The organism is Pseudoalteromonas sp. SR41-8, from assembly GCF_014163915.1.
Taxonomy (GTDB): domain Bacteria; phylum Pseudomonadota; class Gammaproteobacteria; order Enterobacterales; family Alteromonadaceae; genus Pseudoalteromonas; species Pseudoalteromonas rhizosphaerae.
Genome location: NZ_JACJEE010000010.1, coordinates 37655 through 56877, shown reverse-complemented (window position 1 = coordinate 56877; position 19223 = coordinate 37655). Strand labels below are relative to the sequence as shown.

21 protein-coding genes are annotated in these 19223 nt (G+C 40.4%); 11 read left to right on the top strand and 10 right to left on the bottom strand.

Annotation, left to right across the window (positions count from 1 at the left end):
- The first annotated feature begins 26 nt into the window (after positions 1-26).
- The 5 genes from ilvY to H5162_RS08710 all read left to right on the top strand — a co-directional run bounded on the left by ilvY (position 27) and on the right by H5162_RS08710 (position 4291).
- Positions 27-941, top strand: a complete 915-nt coding sequence (gene ilvY, locus H5162_RS08730; protein WP_145239251.1) for an HTH-type transcriptional activator IlvY — start codon at positions 27-29, stop codon at positions 939-941.
- Between the two features lie 152 nt (positions 942-1093).
- Complete coding sequence (locus tag H5162_RS08725; protein WP_182731025.1) at positions 1094-1954, top strand: MipA/OmpV family protein; 861 nt, start codon at positions 1094-1096, stop codon at positions 1952-1954.
- A gap of 1 nt (position 1955) precedes the next feature.
- Positions 1956-2342 (top strand): DUF3019 domain-containing protein, encoded by a 387-nt coding sequence (locus H5162_RS08720; protein ID WP_182778296.1) that lies wholly within the window; start codon positions 1956-1958, stop codon positions 2340-2342.
- Positions 2343-2356: 14 nt separating this feature from the next.
- Positions 2357-3049 carry a response regulator gene (locus H5162_RS08715; RefSeq protein ID WP_145239242.1) on the top strand — a complete coding sequence of 231 codons (693 nt, stop codon included), beginning with the start codon at positions 2357-2359 and terminating at the stop codon, positions 3047-3049.
- A gap of 6 nt (positions 3050-3055) precedes the next feature.
- The gene (locus H5162_RS08710; RefSeq protein WP_145239239.1) at positions 3056-4291 is read left to right on the top strand and encodes an ATP-binding protein; all 1236 of its coding nucleotides are present in this window, start codon (positions 3056-3058) and stop codon (positions 4289-4291) included.
- Positions 4292-4462: 171 nt separating this feature from the next.
- Here the strand turns inward: H5162_RS08710 and H5162_RS08705 are convergent, their stop codons facing one another.
- From H5162_RS08705 to H5162_RS08695, 3 genes are all read right to left on the bottom strand, one after another.
- The gene (locus H5162_RS08705) at positions 4463-4681 is read right to left on the bottom strand and encodes a DUF3820 family protein (protein WP_145239236.1); all 219 of its coding nucleotides are present in this window, start codon (positions 4679-4681) and stop codon (positions 4463-4465) included.
- A gap of 116 nt (positions 4682-4797) precedes the next feature.
- Positions 4798-5079, bottom strand: a complete 282-nt coding sequence (locus tag H5162_RS08700) for a hypothetical protein (protein ID WP_182778293.1) — start codon at positions 5077-5079, stop codon at positions 4798-4800.
- Between the two features lie 287 nt (positions 5080-5366).
- Positions 5367-6938 carry a cation:proton antiporter family protein gene (locus H5162_RS08695; RefSeq protein WP_145239230.1) on the bottom strand — a complete coding sequence of 524 codons (1572 nt, stop codon included), beginning with the start codon at positions 6936-6938 and terminating at the stop codon, positions 5367-5369.
- Between the two features lie 265 nt (positions 6939-7203).
- Here H5162_RS08695 and H5162_RS08690 point away from each other — a divergent pair, with 265 nt between their 5' ends.
- Both H5162_RS08690 and H5162_RS08685 read left to right on the top strand, forming a co-directional pair.
- Positions 7204-7947: a sporulation protein gene (locus H5162_RS08690; protein WP_145239228.1), complete on the top strand. Its 744-nt coding sequence runs from the start codon at positions 7204-7206 to the stop codon at positions 7945-7947.
- Positions 7948-8026: 79 nt separating this feature from the next.
- Entirely contained in the window at positions 8027-8479 is a 453-nt protein-coding gene (locus H5162_RS08685) for a GNAT family N-acetyltransferase (protein ID WP_145239226.1), read from the top strand.
- A 16-nt stretch (positions 8480-8495) separates the two neighbouring features.
- On the opposite strand, the gene H5162_RS08680 is transcribed toward H5162_RS08685, so the two are convergent.
- From H5162_RS08680 to H5162_RS08655, 6 genes are all read right to left on the bottom strand, one after another.
- Complete coding sequence (locus tag H5162_RS08680; RefSeq protein ID WP_182778291.1) at positions 8496-9848, bottom strand: sodium-dependent transporter; 1353 nt, start codon at positions 9846-9848, stop codon at positions 8496-8498.
- A 216-nt stretch (positions 9849-10064) separates the two neighbouring features.
- Positions 10065-11360 (bottom strand): ATP-binding protein, encoded by a 1296-nt coding sequence (locus tag H5162_RS08675; protein ID WP_145239220.1) that lies wholly within the window; start codon positions 11358-11360, stop codon positions 10065-10067.
- Between the two features lie 28 nt (positions 11361-11388).
- Positions 11389-12093 (bottom strand): response regulator transcription factor, encoded by a 705-nt coding sequence (locus tag H5162_RS08670; protein ID WP_145239217.1) that lies wholly within the window; start codon positions 12091-12093, stop codon positions 11389-11391.
- Positions 12094-12106: 13 nt separating this feature from the next.
- Positions 12107-12499 carry a DUF3019 domain-containing protein gene (locus H5162_RS08665; RefSeq protein WP_145239213.1) on the bottom strand — a complete coding sequence of 131 codons (393 nt, stop codon included), beginning with the start codon at positions 12497-12499 and terminating at the stop codon, positions 12107-12109.
- Positions 12489-13346: a MipA/OmpV family protein gene (locus tag H5162_RS08660; RefSeq protein WP_145239210.1), complete on the bottom strand. Its 858-nt coding sequence runs from the start codon at positions 13344-13346 to the stop codon at positions 12489-12491. The genes H5162_RS08665 and H5162_RS08660 overlap by 11 nt, the downstream gene beginning before the upstream one ends.
- Before the next feature lie 104 nt (positions 13347-13450).
- A complete protein-coding gene (locus H5162_RS08655) occupies positions 13451-14254 on the bottom strand; it encodes a hypothetical protein (RefSeq protein WP_182778330.1) in 804 nt (267 codons plus the stop codon).
- 116 nt (positions 14255-14370) lie between these two features.
- Here H5162_RS08655 and H5162_RS08650 point away from each other — a divergent pair, with 116 nt between their 5' ends.
- The gene (locus H5162_RS08650; RefSeq protein ID WP_182778289.1) at positions 14371-15549 is read left to right on the top strand and encodes a serine hydrolase; all 1179 of its coding nucleotides are present in this window, start codon (positions 14371-14373) and stop codon (positions 15547-15549) included.
- Positions 15546-16022, top strand: coding sequence for a histidine phosphatase family protein (locus tag H5162_RS08645; RefSeq protein ID WP_145239204.1), 477 nt, complete (start codon positions 15546-15548; stop codon positions 16020-16022). Before H5162_RS08650 ends, H5162_RS08645 begins: the two co-directional genes overlap by 4 nt.
- A gap of 93 nt (positions 16023-16115) precedes the next feature.
- Here the strand turns inward: H5162_RS08645 and yhbY are convergent, their stop codons facing one another.
- Entirely contained in the window at positions 16116-16412 is a 297-nt protein-coding gene (gene yhbY, locus H5162_RS08640; protein ID WP_016707974.1) for a ribosome assembly RNA-binding protein YhbY, read from the bottom strand.
- A gap of 88 nt (positions 16413-16500) precedes the next feature.
- On the opposite strand from yhbY, the gene rlmE reads away from it, so the two are divergent.
- Both rlmE and ftsH read left to right on the top strand, forming a co-directional pair.
- The gene (gene rlmE / locus H5162_RS08635; RefSeq protein ID WP_145239201.1) at positions 16501-17130 is read left to right on the top strand and encodes a 23S rRNA (uridine(2552)-2'-O)-methyltransferase RlmE; all 630 of its coding nucleotides are present in this window, start codon (positions 16501-16503) and stop codon (positions 17128-17130) included.
- 66 nt (positions 17131-17196) lie between these two features.
- Positions 17197-19140, top strand: a complete 1944-nt coding sequence (ftsH, locus tag H5162_RS08630) for an ATP-dependent zinc metalloprotease FtsH (protein WP_145239198.1) — start codon at positions 17197-17199, stop codon at positions 19138-19140.
- Positions 19141-19223 lie beyond the last annotated feature (83 nt).

Here is a 19223-nt window from a genome sequence, read left to right as displayed (position 1 = left end):
AATAACCGCTAACTATTGGGATCACTATGGACCATAAACGATTACATTACTTTCTGGCACTTGCCAAAACCTTACATTTTGCCCGTGCCAGCGAGTTATGCCACATAAGTGCTCCCACCTTAAGTCGCAATATTAAACAGTTAGAGGATGAAGTTGGAGTCGCATTATTCAGTCGCGATAATCGCAGTGTAAAGTTAACAGCTGAAGGAGAATCGTTTATCGACTATGCAACGGCTACGTTAGCTAATTGGCAGCGTTTTCGAGCAAATGTACAAAATCCTGAGCAAACTATTTACGGTAAAGTAAGCATTTACTGTTCAGTAACTGCCTCTTATAGTTTTTTGCATCAACTATTAGAGCAACTGCGTTTGCAACATCAACATATAGAAATAAAGCTTAATACTGGCGATCCCGCAGTGGCAATAAACCGTGTGCTTGACGGACACGAAGCCATGGCAATTGCCGCAAAGCCTGATAAATTACCGACGCAAATTGCATTTGCCAGTATTGGTTATTCATCCTTGGTATTTATCGCGCCACGTATTCCGTCGTTGCTCACTGAAAAACTGGCCCAGTTTGGCGATAAGATAGATTGGTCTGAACTTGAGTTTATAGTGCCAGAGCAAGGTTTTACTCGTCAAAGGTTAGAGCTGTGGTGGCGTAAGCACGGTATTAATGCAAAGATCTATGCGCAAGTAGCGGGGCATGAAGCTATGGTGTCAATGGTGAGTTTAGGGCTAGGCATTGCCATGGTGCCAAAAATTGTTTTAGATAATAGCCCATTAAAAGATCGCGTTCAGGTGATCAGTGATCAAAAAGAGGCCCCTGCCGGGTTTGAGATTGGTTTGGCAGTATTACGTAAAGAGTTACCAGATGCCGCGTTAAATGCATTATGGGAGATTGCTCAATCACTGAAAAACGTTAATAGCTTAGCTCCTTAGCCGAGTCTAAATACGCAGATGTAAAGTTTATTTACCTTGAATCGTTCCATATGTATCAAAAGTGTGAATGATTGTAATCGTCTAGGGATTAGTTATTAATACCTTGCTATGATAACGATATTGGGTTGTCTCTTTTGGCATAAATAACAACAATGAAGTCGATAGTTAATATTCTTACTGCGCTTTGCATCTCTGTATGGCTTACAGTACCTTGTTTTGCACAGCCATCAGAAATTGAGCCTGTGCAGGATATAACAACAGGGCAGTGGCACTTGAGCCTTAACACGGGATTAGGAGTCATAACAAATCCATTAGCTGGTGGAGGTGATTTACCATTAGTGTTGATCCCAGATATAGCTTATTACGGTGAACAGTTCTTTTTTGATAATGGCCGCTTAGGCTATAGCCTGATACAAGACTCCCCACATACCTTTAATTTAGTCACTGAGTTTAATTCGGAAACTCGTTTTTTTGTTGATTGGCATCCAAGTAACATTTTTGCATTAAGATCAGAAAGTTCATTTACGAACAGTGAAAATGAACTTCAAATCCAACAACCTAGTCTAGATATTCGTGAGCTTAATAAACGTAAATGGGCACTCGATGCTGGCCTGAGTTACCATTATAGCTATCAGCAGCATGTATTTTCCGTGCAGGCATTAGCTGATGTATCCGGAGTGTATGACGGGTGGCGAAGTGCACTGCAGTGGCAAATGCACAAGAACATTGGTGAGTTACAGATTAAGCCGACTATTGGCATCTGGTATAAATCGGCAGCACTGAATACATATTTTTATGGCGTAACAGAAAAAGAGTCTCCAGTTCGTGCAATTGAGGTTGGCAGTAGTTGGCAGCCTTATGCTAAAATAGATGCCCGCTGGCCCTTAAATGGAGCCAACTCATTGCGTTTTCATCTGGCTTATTATGATTATTCCGCCTTAGCTGACGACAGTCCGCTGTTTGAACAAACGTATTCTCTGACTGCCTTTATAGGGTTTGATCATATTTTTTAATATGAAGTATTTACAAATTGGTGCGTGCGTCATTTTTTTGTTGGTATGGCCAAAGTTAGCTGTCGCAAAAAAAGATATATTAACAGTTACTCCAAAAGTCTGTGTGGTTTCCGAACAACAAGACTTTTGCGATGTTGATGTAAAATTTGCTTTAAATATGCCCCATAAAATGGACGTTTGTTTATACAGCGAAGATCAACAACTGCAATGTTGGCAACAGGTTACCTTAGAAGAATTCAATCATAAAGCGCGTGTTCAGGTTGAAACCATATACTCCCTAGTCAATCCTCACACGGATGAATTACTGGCGACAACACGCATTGAAGTACAGAGCACTCGCGCTAAAACAACTCGGCGCCGATTACGTTCTCCGTGGAGCTTTTTTTAATCTTGGAGCTGCAAATGGCAAAGATCTTACTTGTAGAAGATGATTTAGGGTTACAGCAATTAACCCGTGACTATCTTGAAAATAATGGCCTTGAAGTGGCGGTGCTAGACCGTGGCGATGAAGTGTTTAGTTACCTTGAAAACAATCCGGTTGATTTGATGATCCTCGATGTGATGCTGCCAGGTAAAGATGGCTTTAGTGTTTGTCGTCAAGTCAGAGATAAATTTAGCTTACCAATATTAATGTTGACCGCCAAAGGTGAAGACTTTGATCAAGTCATTGGTTTGGAACTTGGTGCCGATGATTATGTTATTAAGCCAGCTGAGCCAAGAGTATTGCTTGCCCGTATTAATGCGCTATTACGCCGTGGCCAAGCATCAGTAAAAGCGCCAGAAGAATTACAATTTGGCGATTTATGTATTGATAAAACCAGCCGTATTGTTCGCTTAAAGAATAACGAAATCACCCTCACTTCCCATGAATTTGAATTACTGTGGTTATTAGCTTCAAATTCCGGTGAAGTACTAAGTCGTGAACATGTTCATCAACACATGATTGGTCGCCAATATGATGGATTAGACCGCACCGTAGATGTACGTGTATCTCGGATCCGTAAAAAATTAGGTGATAACAGCGATAAACCATACCGTATTAAAACTGTTTGGGGACAAGGCTACTTATTTGTCTCCGATGCATGGGGTATGTAACTATTAATGGGGAAACTATTTGCAAGTTTATATGTGTATATTATAGTTTCCCTGTTTTTAGTCAGTGGGGTAATTGAACAACTTTGGCCCTATGAAGACAGTCAACAACAAATTGCGCTCGATGATGAGTTTGGTCAATCCCTATGGCTATTAGCGCAAACCCCGCAAGGGCTTACTAAAATAGCCACTCGCTTTCAAAGTGAAATAGTACAAAAACAAGACCTAATGTTGCCCGCACAACAACAACAAGAACTTAACCTACATAATTATATTTATCTATTTGATCAACAACAGCGAGCTATCTGGTATATCGTTGTTGATAATGAGCAATTATTGCAAGTGGGTCCAATTACCGTTTCTGCGCCAGTATTCTCATCCGTTTGGCCTTATCTATTATTATTGTGTGTCGTTGGGATCCCTGTTGGCTTATGGAGTTTTTTACTGTGGCGTGATTTTGCTAAGTTGCGACTGGCCTGTGAAGCCGTTGGTGGATCACAAGACTTTGAGCTGAGCGCCACCTCGAAATCATTCTTTTTACCAATTACCGACACCTTAAGTGCTATGCAGCAGCGTATTCAGCATTTATTAACCGCTCAACAAGAACTTACATCGTCGGTATCGCATGAGTTTAGAACGCCACTGGCACGTTTAAAATTTGCGTTGGCAATGCTTGAGGATAAAGTAGCTGACGAAAAAGCCTTTGAATATATCGATAACATGCAATTAGATATTGTGGAGTTAGAGTCGTTAGTTAAAGAAATGCTTGATTATGCTCGCCTTGATAGCCAACAACCTAATCTTACGGTGCAAACATGTAACTTAGTGCAGCTAGTAGAAAGTGTTGTCACTAAACTTGATTTTGCTACGCAAATAAAACTCAATATGCAATTACCAGCTTTATGCAGTTACACTTGTGACAGTCACTTTATCGCCCGCAGTATCCAAAACTTAGTAGGCAATGCGTTGAAATATGCTCGTCACGAAGTGCGAATTAGCTTAGTTGAAAATACTGGGCAGTTAATTTTATCGGTCGAAGACGATGGCCCTGGCATTGAACAATCACAATGGGATGCAGTGTTTAAACCTTTTGCCCGACTTGATAAAAGTCGCGATAAAAAGACTGGAGGCTTTGGGCTTGGTTTAGCCATTGTGGCAAAAATAGTGTCTTGGCACCAAGGCAGCTGTACGATATCGAATTCAGAATTAGGTGGCGCCAAATTTACAATCTATTTGCCTAAGTAACCAGAGTTCAGGGTAAGTAACTCCTTTTCTATTGCTATATCTGTGGCTAAATTGATACTCAAAAAAAAAGCGCCTAATAGGCGCTTTTCTGCGGTTAAAACCAAAATCAACAAGTAGCAAAAGAGTAGACTTCACTTTGCTAAGTAAGTTCCATTATTTATTACTTTTAATTTATTTATGTGTTTTTAAAAGCGGCATGAGCATCTGCTCCAAGCCATTGAGTTTAACTTCATACATCATTGCTAATTGAGCACCGAGTGTGCCGTGAGGAAATCCTTGCTGCTTAAACCAGACCAAGTATGGTTCTGGTAATAGCAGCAAAGGGCGGCCTGCGTATTTACCAAATGGCATTTTTGTATTGATCGCTGTTTTTAAAAGCTCTGGATCCATGATTAACTTAATTTGCTAGATTATGCGTGAAGTGTATTACAAAAGAGGGTGAGAAAATAGGCTGTGACGGGCAAGAAACAGCCTATTTAATGAGGGGAGTAGGCCCTCATAATTTACTAATGGATCTGATATTGATGCTTTTTGGTAAATCCAAGTTGTTTAAGTTTGTTTATAATTGACGGATCATCGATGCGGCTTGGTGTTTCGCTATCACGTAAGAAATGATTTTCCGGCACTTGATATATATCGAGCATTTTTTGAAATAGCACTGAGCGCATTGTTAACGCTGTCATTCCATTTCTTTGTATTTCATCAAGACGATTTTGAAGCTCAACCAGTTTTGGGTTATTTACATCATCCGCCACTGTCTGAAACTGTGTAGCAAACTTATTCTTCATCTAAAAACCTTATTTAATAGCAAAAGACAAAATGCCGATAAATACGTATTCAAAAACACGAGAAGGCTTTTTTTGTGCTAAAAATAGATACTTACGTATTACTCAACAAATGCAGTTTACTCTTTTTTCATGGGTAAATGCCAATCTGGATGTAAAGCTTTGTAAATGCGCTTGACTCTTATTTGGGGACTTTTGCGACGTTGTTTCAGGCGGTTATATATAAGGATATGAAAATTAAATGAAAATAGTTCTCAGTACCTTTTGTGGTGCTGAGAACTTTATTTATATTATGGAAATAATTTTTGTTTTACATGCTCAGCGAAGCCACTACCGGCCTCTAAATAGAAGTTATAAGTAGAGTCAACGCCCATATCTTCAAGTTCTTTTTGCTGATCTGGATAGTTAGCAATGGCAGTAACTTGACCTTGGTAACCCGAAGCACGCAATTGCTCCAAAGCAAAAATGTTTTGCATATGTTTTGGCATCGCGAGCATGATCATCTCTACATGGGAGTGATTTACCCGTTGCCAAAAGTCTGGATCGGTTGCATCTGCCAAGAGCGCCTTACGGCCTCGTGAAACATGCTTCTCGACCACTTCTGGCTTGATGTCTACTCCAGCTACAACGCCAGGATGGGTGATGTTAATTGTTTCATATGCACCGGTGCCAATACGACCCATACCAAAAATAACAATCTTGGTGTCATTTAAGTTCACAGGAAGTTCTTCTGCTAAGCGAGTAGGGCTTTCAAAACGTATGAGCCAAGCTTCGATTTTTACATAAATTTCGTTTGAACGTTTATTTAGTGGGGATGCAATGATAAAGGTCATTGATACTGCAATAGCCATAACAGCCAACCACTCAGATGTGATTAACCCGCTACTGGCAGCAACCATACAGACTATCAAGCCAAACTCGCTGTAGTTAGCTAAGGTAAATGCACTCAATAAGGAGGTACGAGCGCGTAACTTAAAGGCATTCGTTAGTATATAATACAGGGCAACTTTGACTGGTAGCACCAATACAATAATAAGCGCTATAAGTAATGAGTTGAGCGTCAGATCAGCACCTAAACCAATTGTTAAGAAAAACCCAACTAATAAAATTTCTTTTAAATTAAGTAGTGATTTTGCAAGCTCACTGGCTTTTTTATGAGGAGCAAAGATCATACCGATGATCAACGCGCCTAAATCACCTTTCAAGCCTGCAAATTCAAATGCATGATAGCCAACGACAAGTGCAAAGAAAAAGCCAAACAAAGGTAATAGCTCACCATGTTTAGAACGATTTAACACCCAAAACATGACTGGGCGCAATAATGGCAAGGCAACTAATAGCGCAAAAGCCCAACCGTTGGGGATTTTACCTGTGCTGATGGCTAAAAATATCACTGCAAAGATATCTTGCATAACCAAAATACCAATGGCTATTTTGCCGTGAAGGCTGGCCATTTCGCCACGTTCTTCAAGTACTTTTACAGCAAAAACTGTGCTAGAAAAGCTAAAAGCAAAACCAACAAGCAACGCACTTTGCCAACTTAGGTCTGCAAATAATGGCAACGAAAGTGCGCCTAAGAACAGCATCAAACTGCAAAAAATAGCGCTACTAATAATAATATGTAAAGAGGCAGGGGCCCAAACTTGTGGCTTAATAAGATGGCTAACTTTTAGTTTCAGACCAATACTAAATAGTAATAACGTGATTCCTAAATTAGCAATCGTATTAAGTAGCTCAGTGGTTTTAAAGCCAGATAAGTTCAGTACAAAGCCAGCAATCAAAAAACCGATTAGCGGAGGAAGTTTAAGTTGGTACACGGCAAAGCCACACACAAATGCGACAGCAAAATATAATAGTTCCATAATTCTTAATATCACTTCATTTGGTTACCTAGTGTAGCGAAATATCAGCATTTTTGAAAATCATTCGTGTATATTATGCATATAAATTGCGCGCATAGAGATATACCTGTGTATGAAAAACACTCGTTTAGTTAATTATTCTGCTAAAAACTCAAAAAATAGTTATTTTTTCACTGACAGCAGCTTTTAAATATGGTTAAGATGCAGTAACAAAGGAATTTAAGCGTGATTCAGGTTTAGGTGAATTAAGCTTAAGGAGAAATAGATGTTTAAAAAAATTCTTGCATCAGTCGGTATTGGTGCAGCAACAGTAGATACCGTGCTTGAAACTGAGCATTTACAACCTGGGCAACTATTTAATGCCCAAATAGTGATCACCGCAGGGGATGTTAGCCAAGCAATAACAGGTCTTGATTTAGCATTAATGACGCGCGTAAAAGTGGAAGGTGAAGACGGTGCTTATTTTACCAATCATATTATTGATAAGTGGCGTATAACCGATATTGGTACAATTGAACCTGGTCAACAAAAACACATTCCGTTTGAAGCGCGCTTACATTCAGAAACACCGATCACCGAAATCAACGCCGGTTATAACCAATCACATGTGTGGCTTGAAACAGGTTTAGATATTGATTTAGCACTTGATCCTACGGATAAAGATCATCTTCATATTTATCCAAATGATGCCGTAACTACTTTTATGCAAGCGATGGATAAACTGGGTTTTAGCTTGGTAAAAGCGGATGTTGAAAAGGGCTTCTTACGTGCTAGTACGTTTAACTCTGTCTCTGGTTGTTATCAAGAGCTGGAATATAAACCAAATAGCCGTAGCTTGTTCGGTATTCAAGAGATTGAACTATCGTTTGTGCCTGAAGCTCATAAAACTCATGTTTTAATTGAGCTTGACCGTGGTTTTCGTGGTGATGGCTATGTTGACCTGACGATTGAACATGATCACGTTAATCTTTCGCATTTATGTGATCAATTAGAACGTTTGCTTGCCTAGCTATTCAGAGCTCGGTTAGTTAGCTAAGCGTAATAAGTAGCCCAGTATTGACTGGGCTTTTTTTATGTTAGGAGTTTTTATGCGATTAACAACAAAACCATTTTCTCAACTGTCTGCGCAGGTACTGTTTACTATCATGCGCACGCGGGTCGATGTATTTGTAGTTGAGCAGCAATGCCCATACCCTGAATTAGACGATATCGATTGCACTGCAACAACTCAGCATCTCTATTGGCTCGAGGCTGAACAATTAGCTGCATACGCACGTTGTTATGAGAAAAATGAGCAGTACAGCGCTATTGGTCGCGTGCTGGTTGAAAAATCACAACGGGGTAAGGGGTTGGCAGTGTTATTGGTTAAAGAGGCGATCCAGTGTTGCTTTACGCATTGGCCGAACAAGGATATATACATTGGCGCGCAAACCTATTTACTCGCGTTTTATCAGTCGCTAGGTTTTCAGTGTATTGGCGAGCCTTATTTAGAAGATGGTATTGCACATCAAGATATGATTTTAAAAAACCGCTCCGTGTAAAGAGCGGTTTTTTGAGTTAGCCTATTAGCGAGCTGACAAACACTAAACCAATTGCAATTGGGCAAATGAATTTAATATACCATGGCCATATTTTCCAAAATAGGCTGGTAGCAACTTCTGGGCAGCCTTGTTGTATTTCGTTTAATAGTGAGTTGCGATACCAAATCCAGCCGACAAACAAGCAACACATTAAACCAAGAATAGGCTGACCAAATTTAGTTGTGAGCGCAATAACTAAACCAAACAGCGCATTAAAGTTCAGGACTATCGTAAAGCTCACCAATGCTATAATCGTTCCTATTAACCAAGTGGCTTTTACACGGCCAAGATCAAAGCGCTCTACCGCATACGAAACCGGTGCTTCAAGCATTGAAATAGACGATGTCAGTGCAGCTATACTCATCAATGCAAAAAAGGCAAAGCCAACGAATAAACCAATGGTGCCCATGCCATCAAAAAGAGCGGGTAATACTTGAAATACTAAAGTGTCTTCAGAAAGCAACTCTCCAGTAGCTGAGAATATTTCCACCCCTTGTGCCTGCGCAACGTACATCGCAGGGATAATTAGTAACCCAGCAACAAAAGCAATAAACACATCAATAAGGGTAACGTAGGCGCCAAGTGAGACTAAATTTTCTTTTTTACTAATGTAGGAGCCATAAATGATCATCACACTGGTGCCCAATGACAATGAAAAGAATGCTTGCCCCAGTGCACTAACAAGTAATTCAGGGTCTAAAATAGAGCTAAAATCAGGTACTAAATAGGCTTTAAGGCCTGTCATAGCACCTTCTTGCATCAGCACATAAACAATCAGTGCAAATAAAATAGTCAGCAGTGCGGGCATTAAGCGTTTCGACCACTTTTCAATGCCGTTTTCTACTCCGCGGCTAATGATTGCGACAGTAAGAATAATAAACCCAGCTGTAAATATAAGGTTTCTAGAGAGTGACTGTTCACTTAACCAAGTTGAAGAGCTCTCACTGCCCACTAAAGTCGCAATGGGCTCTAGAGTGGCACTGATCATCCAACCGGCGACAATGGCATAAAAGCTGAGGATCAGTCCTGCACATATGATACCGCCAAAACCGACCACAAACGCAAAGCGTTTTTGGAACGGGTTATTTGAAATTTTCCGCAATGAACTAACCGCATTGGCCTGACCATGGCGCCCAATCGTTAGTTCTGCCATCAGTGCTGGGTAAGCCAAACAAAATGCCAATACAAGGTAAGCAATTAAAAAGGCTGCGCCTCCATTGCTAGCTGTTTGTGTAGGGAAACCCCAAATATTACCAAGACCTACTGCAGATCCTGCTGCGGCCATAATGAATCCAAAACGGGAGCTAAACTCCCCTCTGACTGCGCTCATAATTATTTTTTCTTCTCTATATAGTGACGGCGCTGACAATCTACTGTAAATGTTAAAAAATAAAAAGCCCTTATTTTTAGCTGCAGCCGTGCAGAATTAACGCATGACTGTATTTACAAAATTTAGAATGCCAATGCTGTTAACATTGTTTGTTTAAGTTATTGTTATCTAATCATAATGAGGTGGTTTATGATGCTGTAAACTGTAACATAAAAGTTACAACTGTTCCGGGTTATGTATTTTAAGGGTAAGGCATGCCCCCGTTAGGTGTTTACTACGATTTACGCTTACACTGCCATGATGCCAATCAGCTACTTTAGCAACAATGGCAAGTCCTAGGCCATAACTTTGATCGGCCCGATTGCGATGACTCTGTTCTTGAAAAAAAGGGCTAAAAACTTTGTGCCAATTTTGCTCTTCGATACCTGGGCCATCATCCTCAACGGTAATAATAAGTGTTTGCTCTTTAATCGATGCCGTGAGAATAATTTTTTGTTTGGCAAAGTCACAGGCATTGCTAAGCAGATTAGTGATTGCGCGAGCTAACCAATGTAAATCTGCATAAATATGAGAATTATCATGACAGATAAGCTGTAAATCAAGTTGTTGCTGTACTAACTTAGGCTCTAGTTGCTGTATTAGGGTGCTTAGGTAGCTGTTTAACTCAGTGTGTGAGTAGGTCAGTTGGTTGGCTTTTTGCTCAAGCGTTGCAAATGCTAAATAACTTTTCAACATTGATTCCATTTGGTCTAAATCAGCTTCCATACGATTTAAATAATGTTTTATTTTTTCTTCGTTATGACTATCTAGTGCCGCATCTAAGCCAAATCGTAGGCAGGCAATGGGGGTGCGTATATCATGAGATAAACTCGAGGCCATCAGTTTATTTTCATCGAGTAATTTTTCGATCTGGCTTGCCATGCGGTTAAAAGTAAGCTCAACATCTTTAATGTAAGTGAAATGGGATACCCGAATGCGAGCATGTAAGTCGCCACTGGCAAACTTTTTAGCTGCGTCATTAACCACGCCTAGTCGTTTAGCTAATGGTGCAATAATAAACCCCATAAACACACATAACCCAGCGTAAAACATTAAGGTAAGTAACATATCATTTTGTTGATCTTGTTCGTGGGATTTTTCCAAACGTAATTTAAGATGAAAAGGCGCAAGCAAATCATTACTGTAGAGTAGGTAATACCCTTCTTGATCTTCTAAAATCAGTCCGCCTTCAGCATTGATCTCTTCTAGCAGTGATGGTGGCAGCGCTAAAGATTGCGTGGCTCGATAACTTAATCCCAACGAAAACTGTTGTGCAAGTAAGGCGGTGTAGTCTGCTCTTTGCATGAAGGGTTGGCTGGCAATTTGCTGGCTGAAGCCCATTAAAAGTTTACTTTGAAAGCCAAACTCATCCTGCGAGGTATGAGTTTGCTGACTAAAAGCATCAATTAACCAACCTAATATTACGATCGAGAGCAGGGCACTGGCTAATAAGGAGAGATAAAACTTTTTCATAGCATTTGCCAGTATACCTTAGCGGCGATCACCAAGCGCTTGCGACGAGTAAATAGCCTCGCCCCCAAATTGTTTTAATTTTTTCAGGTTGCTGCGGATCATCATTAAACTTTTTGCGCAGTGCAGAAATAAGCACATCGACACTACGATCAAGGCCATCGTATTCACGACCCTTGGTTGCTTTGAATACAGCATCTCGCGACACAACTTGCCCGGCGTTACAGGCTAAATAATGCAGTAATAAGTACTCGGCGCTGGAAACTCCTTGATCAATATTATTAATAAAAACGTTGCGAGATTGTGTATCAATTTTTAAAGAGCCAACTTGAATAATGGTATCATCCGTTTGCGACTCCGAATTGTCGTTATTGGCGCGCAGTGCCGCTTTGATCCGCGCAAGCAATGCACGCGGCCTGACCGGTTTCATTATGTAATCACTGGCACCGACTTCAAGACCAATCACTTCGTCCATTTCTTCGTCTCGAGCGGTTAGCATAATAATAGGGCTTTGGTAAAATTGACGTAGTTCACGACAGACACTAATACCGTCTTGGCCGGGGAGCATAATATCGAGTAAAATTAAGTCAGGCTTGAGCTCTTTTACATGACTGACAACTTGGTCGCCTCGCTCACAAATATGAGTTGTGTAGCCTTGCTCAGTTAAATACTCCGCCACCCACTGGGCTAAAGAGCCGTCATCTTCAACAAGTAATATTGTGCCGTAATTATCCATGCTTTATCTCGTTTTAAAAAAGCCGCCAGCGGCGTTTCTTTTGGCGATTTTGATACACCCATTGCAACTGTACTTGTGTTGATGCAATGATCTTACCGGTATCGCTGTTTATTAACTCAAATGAAATGCTTTCAACAGAATCAAAAGCATAATTTAACTTTCCGCTATTTTGTCTAAGCCAGCATTGCATAATATGCTTCGATGTTGCATCACGTAAACAGTAATTACCGATGCTAGTTTGTTGCCAGCTTAGCTCTATATCAGCATAGCAACTGCGTCCTTCACGCAGTGCAACACAGGTGTCGGGCAACGCAATTAAACTACTGTCATGCGGTTCTTCACCATTGGCTAGTATTTGTTTTGCGTTTAGTAACAGTAATAAAATTACTGTGGTTTTAAAATACATAGCGCACGCCTACCATGGCTTTATGCTGATAACCCTGAGATACAATGGGACTGTTGGAAATTTCACTTGAAAACCAGGTTGACAGCCAGCCACCTAAAAATACCCAGTGTCGATTAAGTGGGTACTCGGCGTGGAATTCAAAAATCATACTCATGGCGCCGTCTGTTTGATAGACAGCACGAGTAGCGGTGGCTTCTTCTGATGTTATGCCAAAATAGTAATTGCTGAAATCTGCTGAGTAAGCGCTAATGCCAACACCGGTGCGAAACTCCCAGTTTTGCCACGGTAAAATATGGCTAAAAAAGCTATTTACGACCCAACCATTATGAGCATTAGAAATATCATGTAAGTATTCAAAGGAAATCTGTGAGTTTTCAAAGCGACGGGTAAGGCGTAAGCCGGTATCAAAGTCACTTTTTCTGGTTCGTATACCTTTAAGTTCAGGCACCACCCCACTGCTATAAAAGTCGAGTCCTGTTTCATCAAACCCAGCTTGCATATTGGTACCAAGAATATCAAGATCCCAATTATACTTATTGATGATGCTATAACCAATAATGATGCCGCCACTGAGTTGGCTGTGATCAATATCTAAATAAAAGCGTTCGTAAGAAACAGCAAGGTTAATATCAAGTTCTAGACCGTCACTGTAAGAATCCATTCCAACTAGATAAGAATCTTCAACATAATAGCCCGCACCCGCGCTCCAATCCCAAGCAAAGCCTGAGGTTGGCTCTAAGGTGTTATCAGCATAATAGCGATTACTGGCATTGCTAGAGGTGCTCCATAAACTCACACTGATCAGTAATAACAGTAGTTTCTGTAGAGTGTGTTGTTTACGTTGCATCCATGATCCAAATAAATTAAGCAGTTGTTAAGTGTATTATATTGTCAAAGAGTTCCTTTGATCTGTAAAAAATTGTAGCCAGTAGTCATTCTGTGGACATTGACTTAGTGTACTTTTATTTTATCGATCAAAATACTACTTAGATAATAGTGCATCATTGGTGTTAGAGCACTCACTTCAGTGCGATTACACGGTCCTTGAAGTTTAGTTAAGCTGGTCATTTTTGAAATGGTTTTATAGCTTGGTATACTGATCTCCTGATTGGCGCGGGCAAGACGTGCTTGATCAGTATTTTGTTGATGGATAAAAGTGGCTACTTCAAGTTCATTACTGATCACTTGTTCATCACTGAAGCTGTAAATAAGTGGTTCGCGATGGAAGCTCGCACTGTCGATTGAGGATTTTCCAAACCACACTACATCACCCGATGCACGATGGATCAGGCGCATGCTAACCTCTGCATTGATGGTTGAGCATTGTTGGATCGGATACAGTTGTGTTATTTGCGCAAATAAAGGATACGCTTTATTTGGTGGTTGTATTTGATATTCGGTATCTTCAATAAAGTTGAGCTCTAGCTGGTGTATAGCTAGGGTATAATCACTATTACCTTGATCAACGACACGTAAGTTCATAGTCGTTAATGCATCAGTTATTTGTTTAAATAGGGTATCCGTGACACTTGCTTTATCGGCAATAACTTGCACAGTTTGGTTACGAGTAATTTTATGCGCTGGTAATTGTACTGATTTTACTTTCGGTGAAGCATGTTCGGTTTCATAGGTTACTTGATAGCTTTGGCTTTTTAATTGCGGCTTGAGTGGCATTTCTAAAGGCGCAGCAGGTGGCGGCGCAGTCACACAAGCTGTTGTAATGAAAGTGAAAAAAACTATTGATAAATAACGTATAAACACTGTAAAACCCTTTGAAAGCTCGATAATCGGAATATTGTACGTTAGTCTTAATAAAACTTCATGGTATTATAAAGCTAAGAATGTCTTAATCTAGATAAAAATAATAAAAAATGAAGTCCTTTGTGTCGTTAATCAACTCCTTTTTTTTCGTTATCACGTTAGTGTTATTTCAATCGCAGGTTCATGCCAGCGAGCAACAGTGGCAAGAATTTGTCAATGATTACACACAACATCTCGAACATAAATTAAAAAGCAAAGGGATCCCAGGGGCTGCGTTGTCGATAGTTAATGGCCCTGATGATACGCATATACAAGGGTTTGGGGTAACAAAGCTAAATAAGGGCTTAGCAGTCAATGCCCATACTCGGTTTCGCTTAGCATCGGTATCTAAAACGTTTGCAGGCTCACTCAGTGCAAAGTTAGCCAATGAGGGGAAGTTTTCTTTAGACGACCCTGTCAGTAAATTTATTCCAGCCTTCGCCAATACGGATTACAAAAATAATTTAAAAGTTTTTCACTTACTCAGTCACTCCAGCGGTTTAGTACCTAATGCGTATGATAACTTGATTGAATCAAGAATGAGTTACCCTGATATAGTGCAAAAGTTGTTGAGTGTGGAACCTATTTGCCAGCCAGGGCAGTGCTATGGCTATCAAAATGTGATGTTTAGCTTAATTGCTGAAGTGATCAAAAGCAGTACTAAATTGGATTACTCTCGGTGGATGAGTGAATTTATATTTTCACCATTAAATATGAATGATGCAAGTCTCGGTTATACAGCGATGGTAACAGATGATAATTATGCTCATCCCCATGTAAGAGGGCGCAAACGCTGGCATACCGCAAAATTGAAAAAAAATTATTACAAGGTACTTCCCGCAGCCGGCGTTAATGCTAGTGCCAGTGATATGGCTATTTGGTTAAAAGCGCAGTTAGGATATTACCCAACGGTATTATCCAGTGCAGTGTTAGCCAGTCAAACTCGTCCTTATACGCATACAAAAAAAGAGTTACGGCGTCGAGTGTGGAAAAAGCACCTTAGCGAGGCCTATTATGGCTTAGGCTGGCGGGTTTACGAATATGATAATGAAACCATTTACTATCATAGCGGCTGGGTGCAAGGATATCGCAGTGACCTTGTAGTAATACCGCACTTAAACATAGGTTTCAGTCTGATCCTTAACGCCGAAACCGGTATCATTAATGAATTAACGACAGAGTTTATTGATCGTGTGTTGCTATTCAAACGCTCACAACAACTAGCAATGTATAAAGAGGAAGGCAAATGAACTATATTTTAGCGAGCTTAATATTACTGTTTACTGCGAATTTAACAGCAGCACCGCAAAGTATTTTTTTGTTTCGCCATAGTGAAAAATTAACAGGCAACGATCCCCATCTTACGGATGCCGGCAAGCAACGGGCGCAGCAGTTAGTGAGTCTGCTTAGTAAAGTCCAGCCAACAGCAGTTTTTAGTACGGACTATAATCGCACTATCGAGACCGCAACTCCTATTGCTGAACATTTTAATATTACAATTCAAAGCTACGACCCTCGTGACTTAGCCGCATTTAAACACACTGTTTTAGCGCAAGATGGCGTAGTGGTGATTGTAGGCCATAGTAATACCACGCCAGAATTGGCAAAATTAATAGCGCAAATAGATGTTGAAAAGATGCCTGAAACTGAATTTAACCGCTATTTTATCTTACAAAGCGAAGCGCAAGGTTATCAGTTGAGTGATATGAAGATGAATTTTTGAGCAATGTAATATATTTATTTACAATTTATTGCAGTTGCGTCGCAGATATAAAAAAACCAGCAATTGCTGGTTTTTTTATAGCGGAATAGAAAATTAATTACGTGGTAATTGGATCTTCTTTTCTTCGCTTTGGCGATAAAGCACAAGGGTGTGGCCGATTGACTGTAATTTCTCAGCACCGGTTTCACGAATAATAGCTTCAAAAATCAGTGCTTTAGTCTCACGATCATCAGTAGGTACTTTTACTTTAATAAGTTCGTGGATTTCTAGAGCGCTTTGAATTTCAACTAATACACCTTCAGTTAAACCGTTAGAACCAAGAAGTACAACTGGTTTTAGAGAGTGTGCTTGACCTTTTAAAAACTGCTTTTGTTTGTTCGATAATTTCATGTTGTTACAAATTTTGCTGAATATGGCTTGAATTAAGGGTATTCTAACGCCATCTAGAGAATATTACTAATTAGTTGCGTGTTAATTTATGACGAATAAGAAACTTTCGGCCAGTTCACAGCGATGGTTGAAGGAACATTTTGATGATCCTTATGTTCACGAGGCACAAAAGAAAGGTTGGCGCTCTCGTGCGATTTTTAAACTCGACGAGATCCAAAATAAAGATAAATTACTACGCCCAGCCATGACTGTTGTTGATTTGGGAGCTGCGCCGGGAAGCTGGTCACAGTATTTAGCAGAAAAAGTAGGCGATAAAGGGCAGGTGATCGCTTGTGATATATTACCTATGGATTCATTGGCCGGCGTTGATTTTTTGCAAGGAGATTTCCGAGAAGAAGCTGTTTTAGATGCGTTATTAAATCGCATTAATGGTAAAAATGTTGATGTGGTGCTCTCTGATATGGCACCAAACATGAGTGGTAATAGCTCCGTTGACCAAGCTGGAAGCATGTATTTAGTGGAATTAGCATTAGATATGTGTAGCCAAGTTTTAAAGAAAAATGGTGCATTTGTTGTTAAAGTATTCCAAGGTGAAGGCTTTGATGAATTCTTAAAAACAGTGCGTGATAGCTTTAAAACTGTAAAAATCCGTAAACCCGACGCCTCACGTGCGCGATCACGTGAAGTATATATAGTAGCGACAGGCTATAAACTGTAGTACAGTTGTCAGGCGTTTAGTTGAATTTAAATTAATTGGATACAAGAGGTTAACCCCTTGAGCGATATGGCGAAAAATCTAATACTCTGGCTGGTCATTGCAGTTGTGCTAATGTCAGTATTTCAGAGCTTTAATGGTGGCGATCAAACAGACCGTCAAACTAGTTACAGTCAATTTGTAAAAGATGCCCGAAGTGGCGCTATACAAGAAGTGGCAATCGAAAGTACCAGTGGCACAATTACTGGCACTAAAACCAATGGCGATCGCTTTCAAACGATCATGCCTATTTATGATAAAGACATTCTTAATGACTTATTAAAAAGTGATGTGAATGTAAAAGGTGTGAAGCCAGAAGAGCAATCATTCTTAGCGAGCATCTTAATTTCATGGTTCCCAATGTTATTACTAATTGGGGTATGGATTTTCTTCATGCGTCAAATGCAAGGCGGCGGTGGCAAAGGTGCTATGTCGTTTGGCAAGAGTAAAGCACGCTTAATGAGTGAAGACCAAATTAAAACCACCTTCGCAGATGTTGCCGGTTGTGATGAAGCTAAAGACGATCTAACAGAGCTTGTTGATTTCTTACGTGATCCATCTAAATTCCAAAAACTTGGCGGTAGTATTCCTAAAGGCGTATTAATGGTTGGTCCTCCAGGTACGGGTAAAACCTTGCTTGCTAAGGCCGTTGCTGGTGAAGCGAAAGTACCATTCTTTACAATTTCAGGTTCAGACTTTGTTGAGATGTTTGTTGGTGTGGGTGCTTCGCGTGTTCGAGATATGTTTGAACAAGCGAAAAAAGCAGCGCCATGTATCATCTTTATCGATGAAATTGATGCCGTAGGCCGTAAACGTGGCGCAGGTATGGGTGGTGGTCACGATGAGCGTGAGCAAACACTTAACCAAATGCTAGTAGAGATGGATGGCTTTGAAGGCAATGAAGGTATTATCGTTATTGCCGCGACTAACCGCCCAGATGTACTTGATCCAGCATTACTTCGTCCTGGTCGTTTTGACCGCCAAGTAGTGGTTGGCTTACCTGATATCCGTGGCCGTGAACAGATCCTTAAAGTACATATGCGAAAAGTGCCATTAGGCGATAACGTAGAAGCTTCTGTTATTGCGCGTGGTACACCGGGATTTTCTGGTGCTGATCTTGCAAACTTAGTCAATGAAGCGGCTCTATATGCTGCACGTGGTAATAAACGTGTTGTTAGCATGGCTGAATTTGATGCTGCTAAAGATAAAATCATGATGGGCGCAGAGCGCAAGACCATGGTGATGAGCGAGAAAGAAAAAGAAATGACTGCGTATCATGAAGCCGGACATGCAATTGTTGGCCGCATAGTACCGGAGCACGATCCTGTTTATAAAGTATCGATTATTCCACGTGGCCGTGCCCTTGGTGTAACGATGTATTTACCAGAGCAAGACCGTGTTAGTCACTCTAAAGAGCTATTGGAATCAATGATTTCAAGCTTATATGGTGGCCGAATTGCTGAAGCGCTGATTTATGGTGAAGATAAAGTAACTACTGGTGCTAGTAACGATATTGAACGTGCTACTGACATTGCGCGTAAAATGGTTACACAGTGGGGCCTAAGTGAAAAATTAGGGCCATTACTATACGCTGAAGATCAAAATGAGATGTACATGGGTGGCGGCGGTGGTCGTGCCATGAGCATGTCGGATGAAACGGCAAAAGTAATTGATGCTGAAGTTCGTTTGTTCTCAGATCGCAACTATCAACGCGCTGAGCAAATCTTGAAAGATCATATTGATATTCTGCATTCAATGAAAGATGCATTAATGAAATATGAAACGATTGATGCTAAGCAAATTGATGATCTAATGGCACGTCAGCCTGTACGTGAACCACGTGATGCGCATGACCGCCGTGATACTGCTGATAAAAAACCAGCAGTTGAAGAGAGCAAAGCAGAGCCAGTTGCTGAAAAAGACGACAAGCCAGCTCAAAAAGATGAAACAAATCTTGATGATAAAGCTGAATAACAGTTAAAATAGCTAAACGAAAAGCCCCGATTGTCGGGGCTTTTTTGTAACTGGTTAAATAAAGTATATATATCAATGCAATG

What these genes read in the sequence shown, in the direction of transcription:
- ilvY (WP_145239251.1), top strand. Translation starts at nt 27, where the DNA reads ATGGACCATAAACGATTACATTACTTTCTGGCACTTGCCAAAACCTTA.
- H5162_RS08725 (WP_182731025.1), top strand. Translation starts at nt 1,094, where the DNA reads ATGAAGTCGATAGTTAATATTCTTACTGCGCTTTGCATCTCTGTATGG.
- H5162_RS08720 (WP_182778296.1), top strand. Translation starts at nt 1,956, where the DNA reads ATGAAGTATTTACAAATTGGTGCGTGCGTCATTTTTTTGTTGGTATGG.
- H5162_RS08715 (WP_145239242.1), top strand. Translation starts at nt 2,357, where the DNA reads ATGGCAAAGATCTTACTTGTAGAAGATGATTTAGGGTTACAGCAATTA.
- H5162_RS08710 (WP_145239239.1), top strand. Translation starts at nt 3,056, where the DNA reads ATGGGGAAACTATTTGCAAGTTTATATGTGTATATTATAGTTTCCCTG.
- H5162_RS08705 (WP_145239236.1), bottom strand. Translation starts at nt 4,681, where the DNA reads ATGGATCCAGAGCTTTTAAAAACAGCGATCAATACAAAAATGCCATTT.
- H5162_RS08700 (WP_182778293.1), bottom strand. Translation starts at nt 5,079, where the DNA reads ATGAAGAATAAGTTTGCTACACAGTTTCAGACAGTGGCGGATGATGTA.
- H5162_RS08695 (WP_145239230.1), bottom strand. Translation starts at nt 6,938, where the DNA reads ATGGAACTATTATATTTTGCTGTCGCATTTGTGTGTGGCTTTGCCGTG.
- H5162_RS08690 (WP_145239228.1), top strand. Translation starts at nt 7,204, where the DNA reads ATGTTTAAAAAAATTCTTGCATCAGTCGGTATTGGTGCAGCAACAGTA.
- H5162_RS08685 (WP_145239226.1), top strand. Translation starts at nt 8,027, where the DNA reads ATGCGATTAACAACAAAACCATTTTCTCAACTGTCTGCGCAGGTACTG.
- H5162_RS08680 (WP_182778291.1), bottom strand. Translation starts at nt 9,848, where the DNA reads ATGAGCGCAGTCAGAGGGGAGTTTAGCTCCCGTTTTGGATTCATTATG.
- H5162_RS08675 (WP_145239220.1), bottom strand. Translation starts at nt 11,360, where the DNA reads ATGAAAAAGTTTTATCTCTCCTTATTAGCCAGTGCCCTGCTCTCGATC.
- H5162_RS08670 (WP_145239217.1), bottom strand. Translation starts at nt 12,093, where the DNA reads ATGGATAATTACGGCACAATATTACTTGTTGAAGATGACGGCTCTTTA.
- H5162_RS08665 (WP_145239213.1), bottom strand. Translation starts at nt 12,499, where the DNA reads ATGTATTTTAAAACCACAGTAATTTTATTACTGTTACTAAACGCAAAA.
- H5162_RS08660 (WP_145239210.1), bottom strand. Translation starts at nt 13,346, where the DNA reads ATGCAACGTAAACAACACACTCTACAGAAACTACTGTTATTACTGATC.
- H5162_RS08650 (WP_182778289.1), top strand. Translation starts at nt 14,371, where the DNA reads ATGAAGTCCTTTGTGTCGTTAATCAACTCCTTTTTTTTCGTTATCACG.
- H5162_RS08645 (WP_145239204.1), top strand. Translation starts at nt 15,546, where the DNA reads ATGAACTATATTTTAGCGAGCTTAATATTACTGTTTACTGCGAATTTA.
- yhbY (WP_016707974.1), bottom strand. Translation starts at nt 16,412, where the DNA reads ATGAAATTATCGAACAAACAAAAGCAGTTTTTAAAAGGTCAAGCACAC.
- rlmE (WP_145239201.1), top strand. Translation starts at nt 16,501, where the DNA reads ATGACGAATAAGAAACTTTCGGCCAGTTCACAGCGATGGTTGAAGGAA.
- ftsH (WP_145239198.1), top strand. Translation starts at nt 17,197, where the DNA reads ATGGCGAAAAATCTAATACTCTGGCTGGTCATTGCAGTTGTGCTAATG.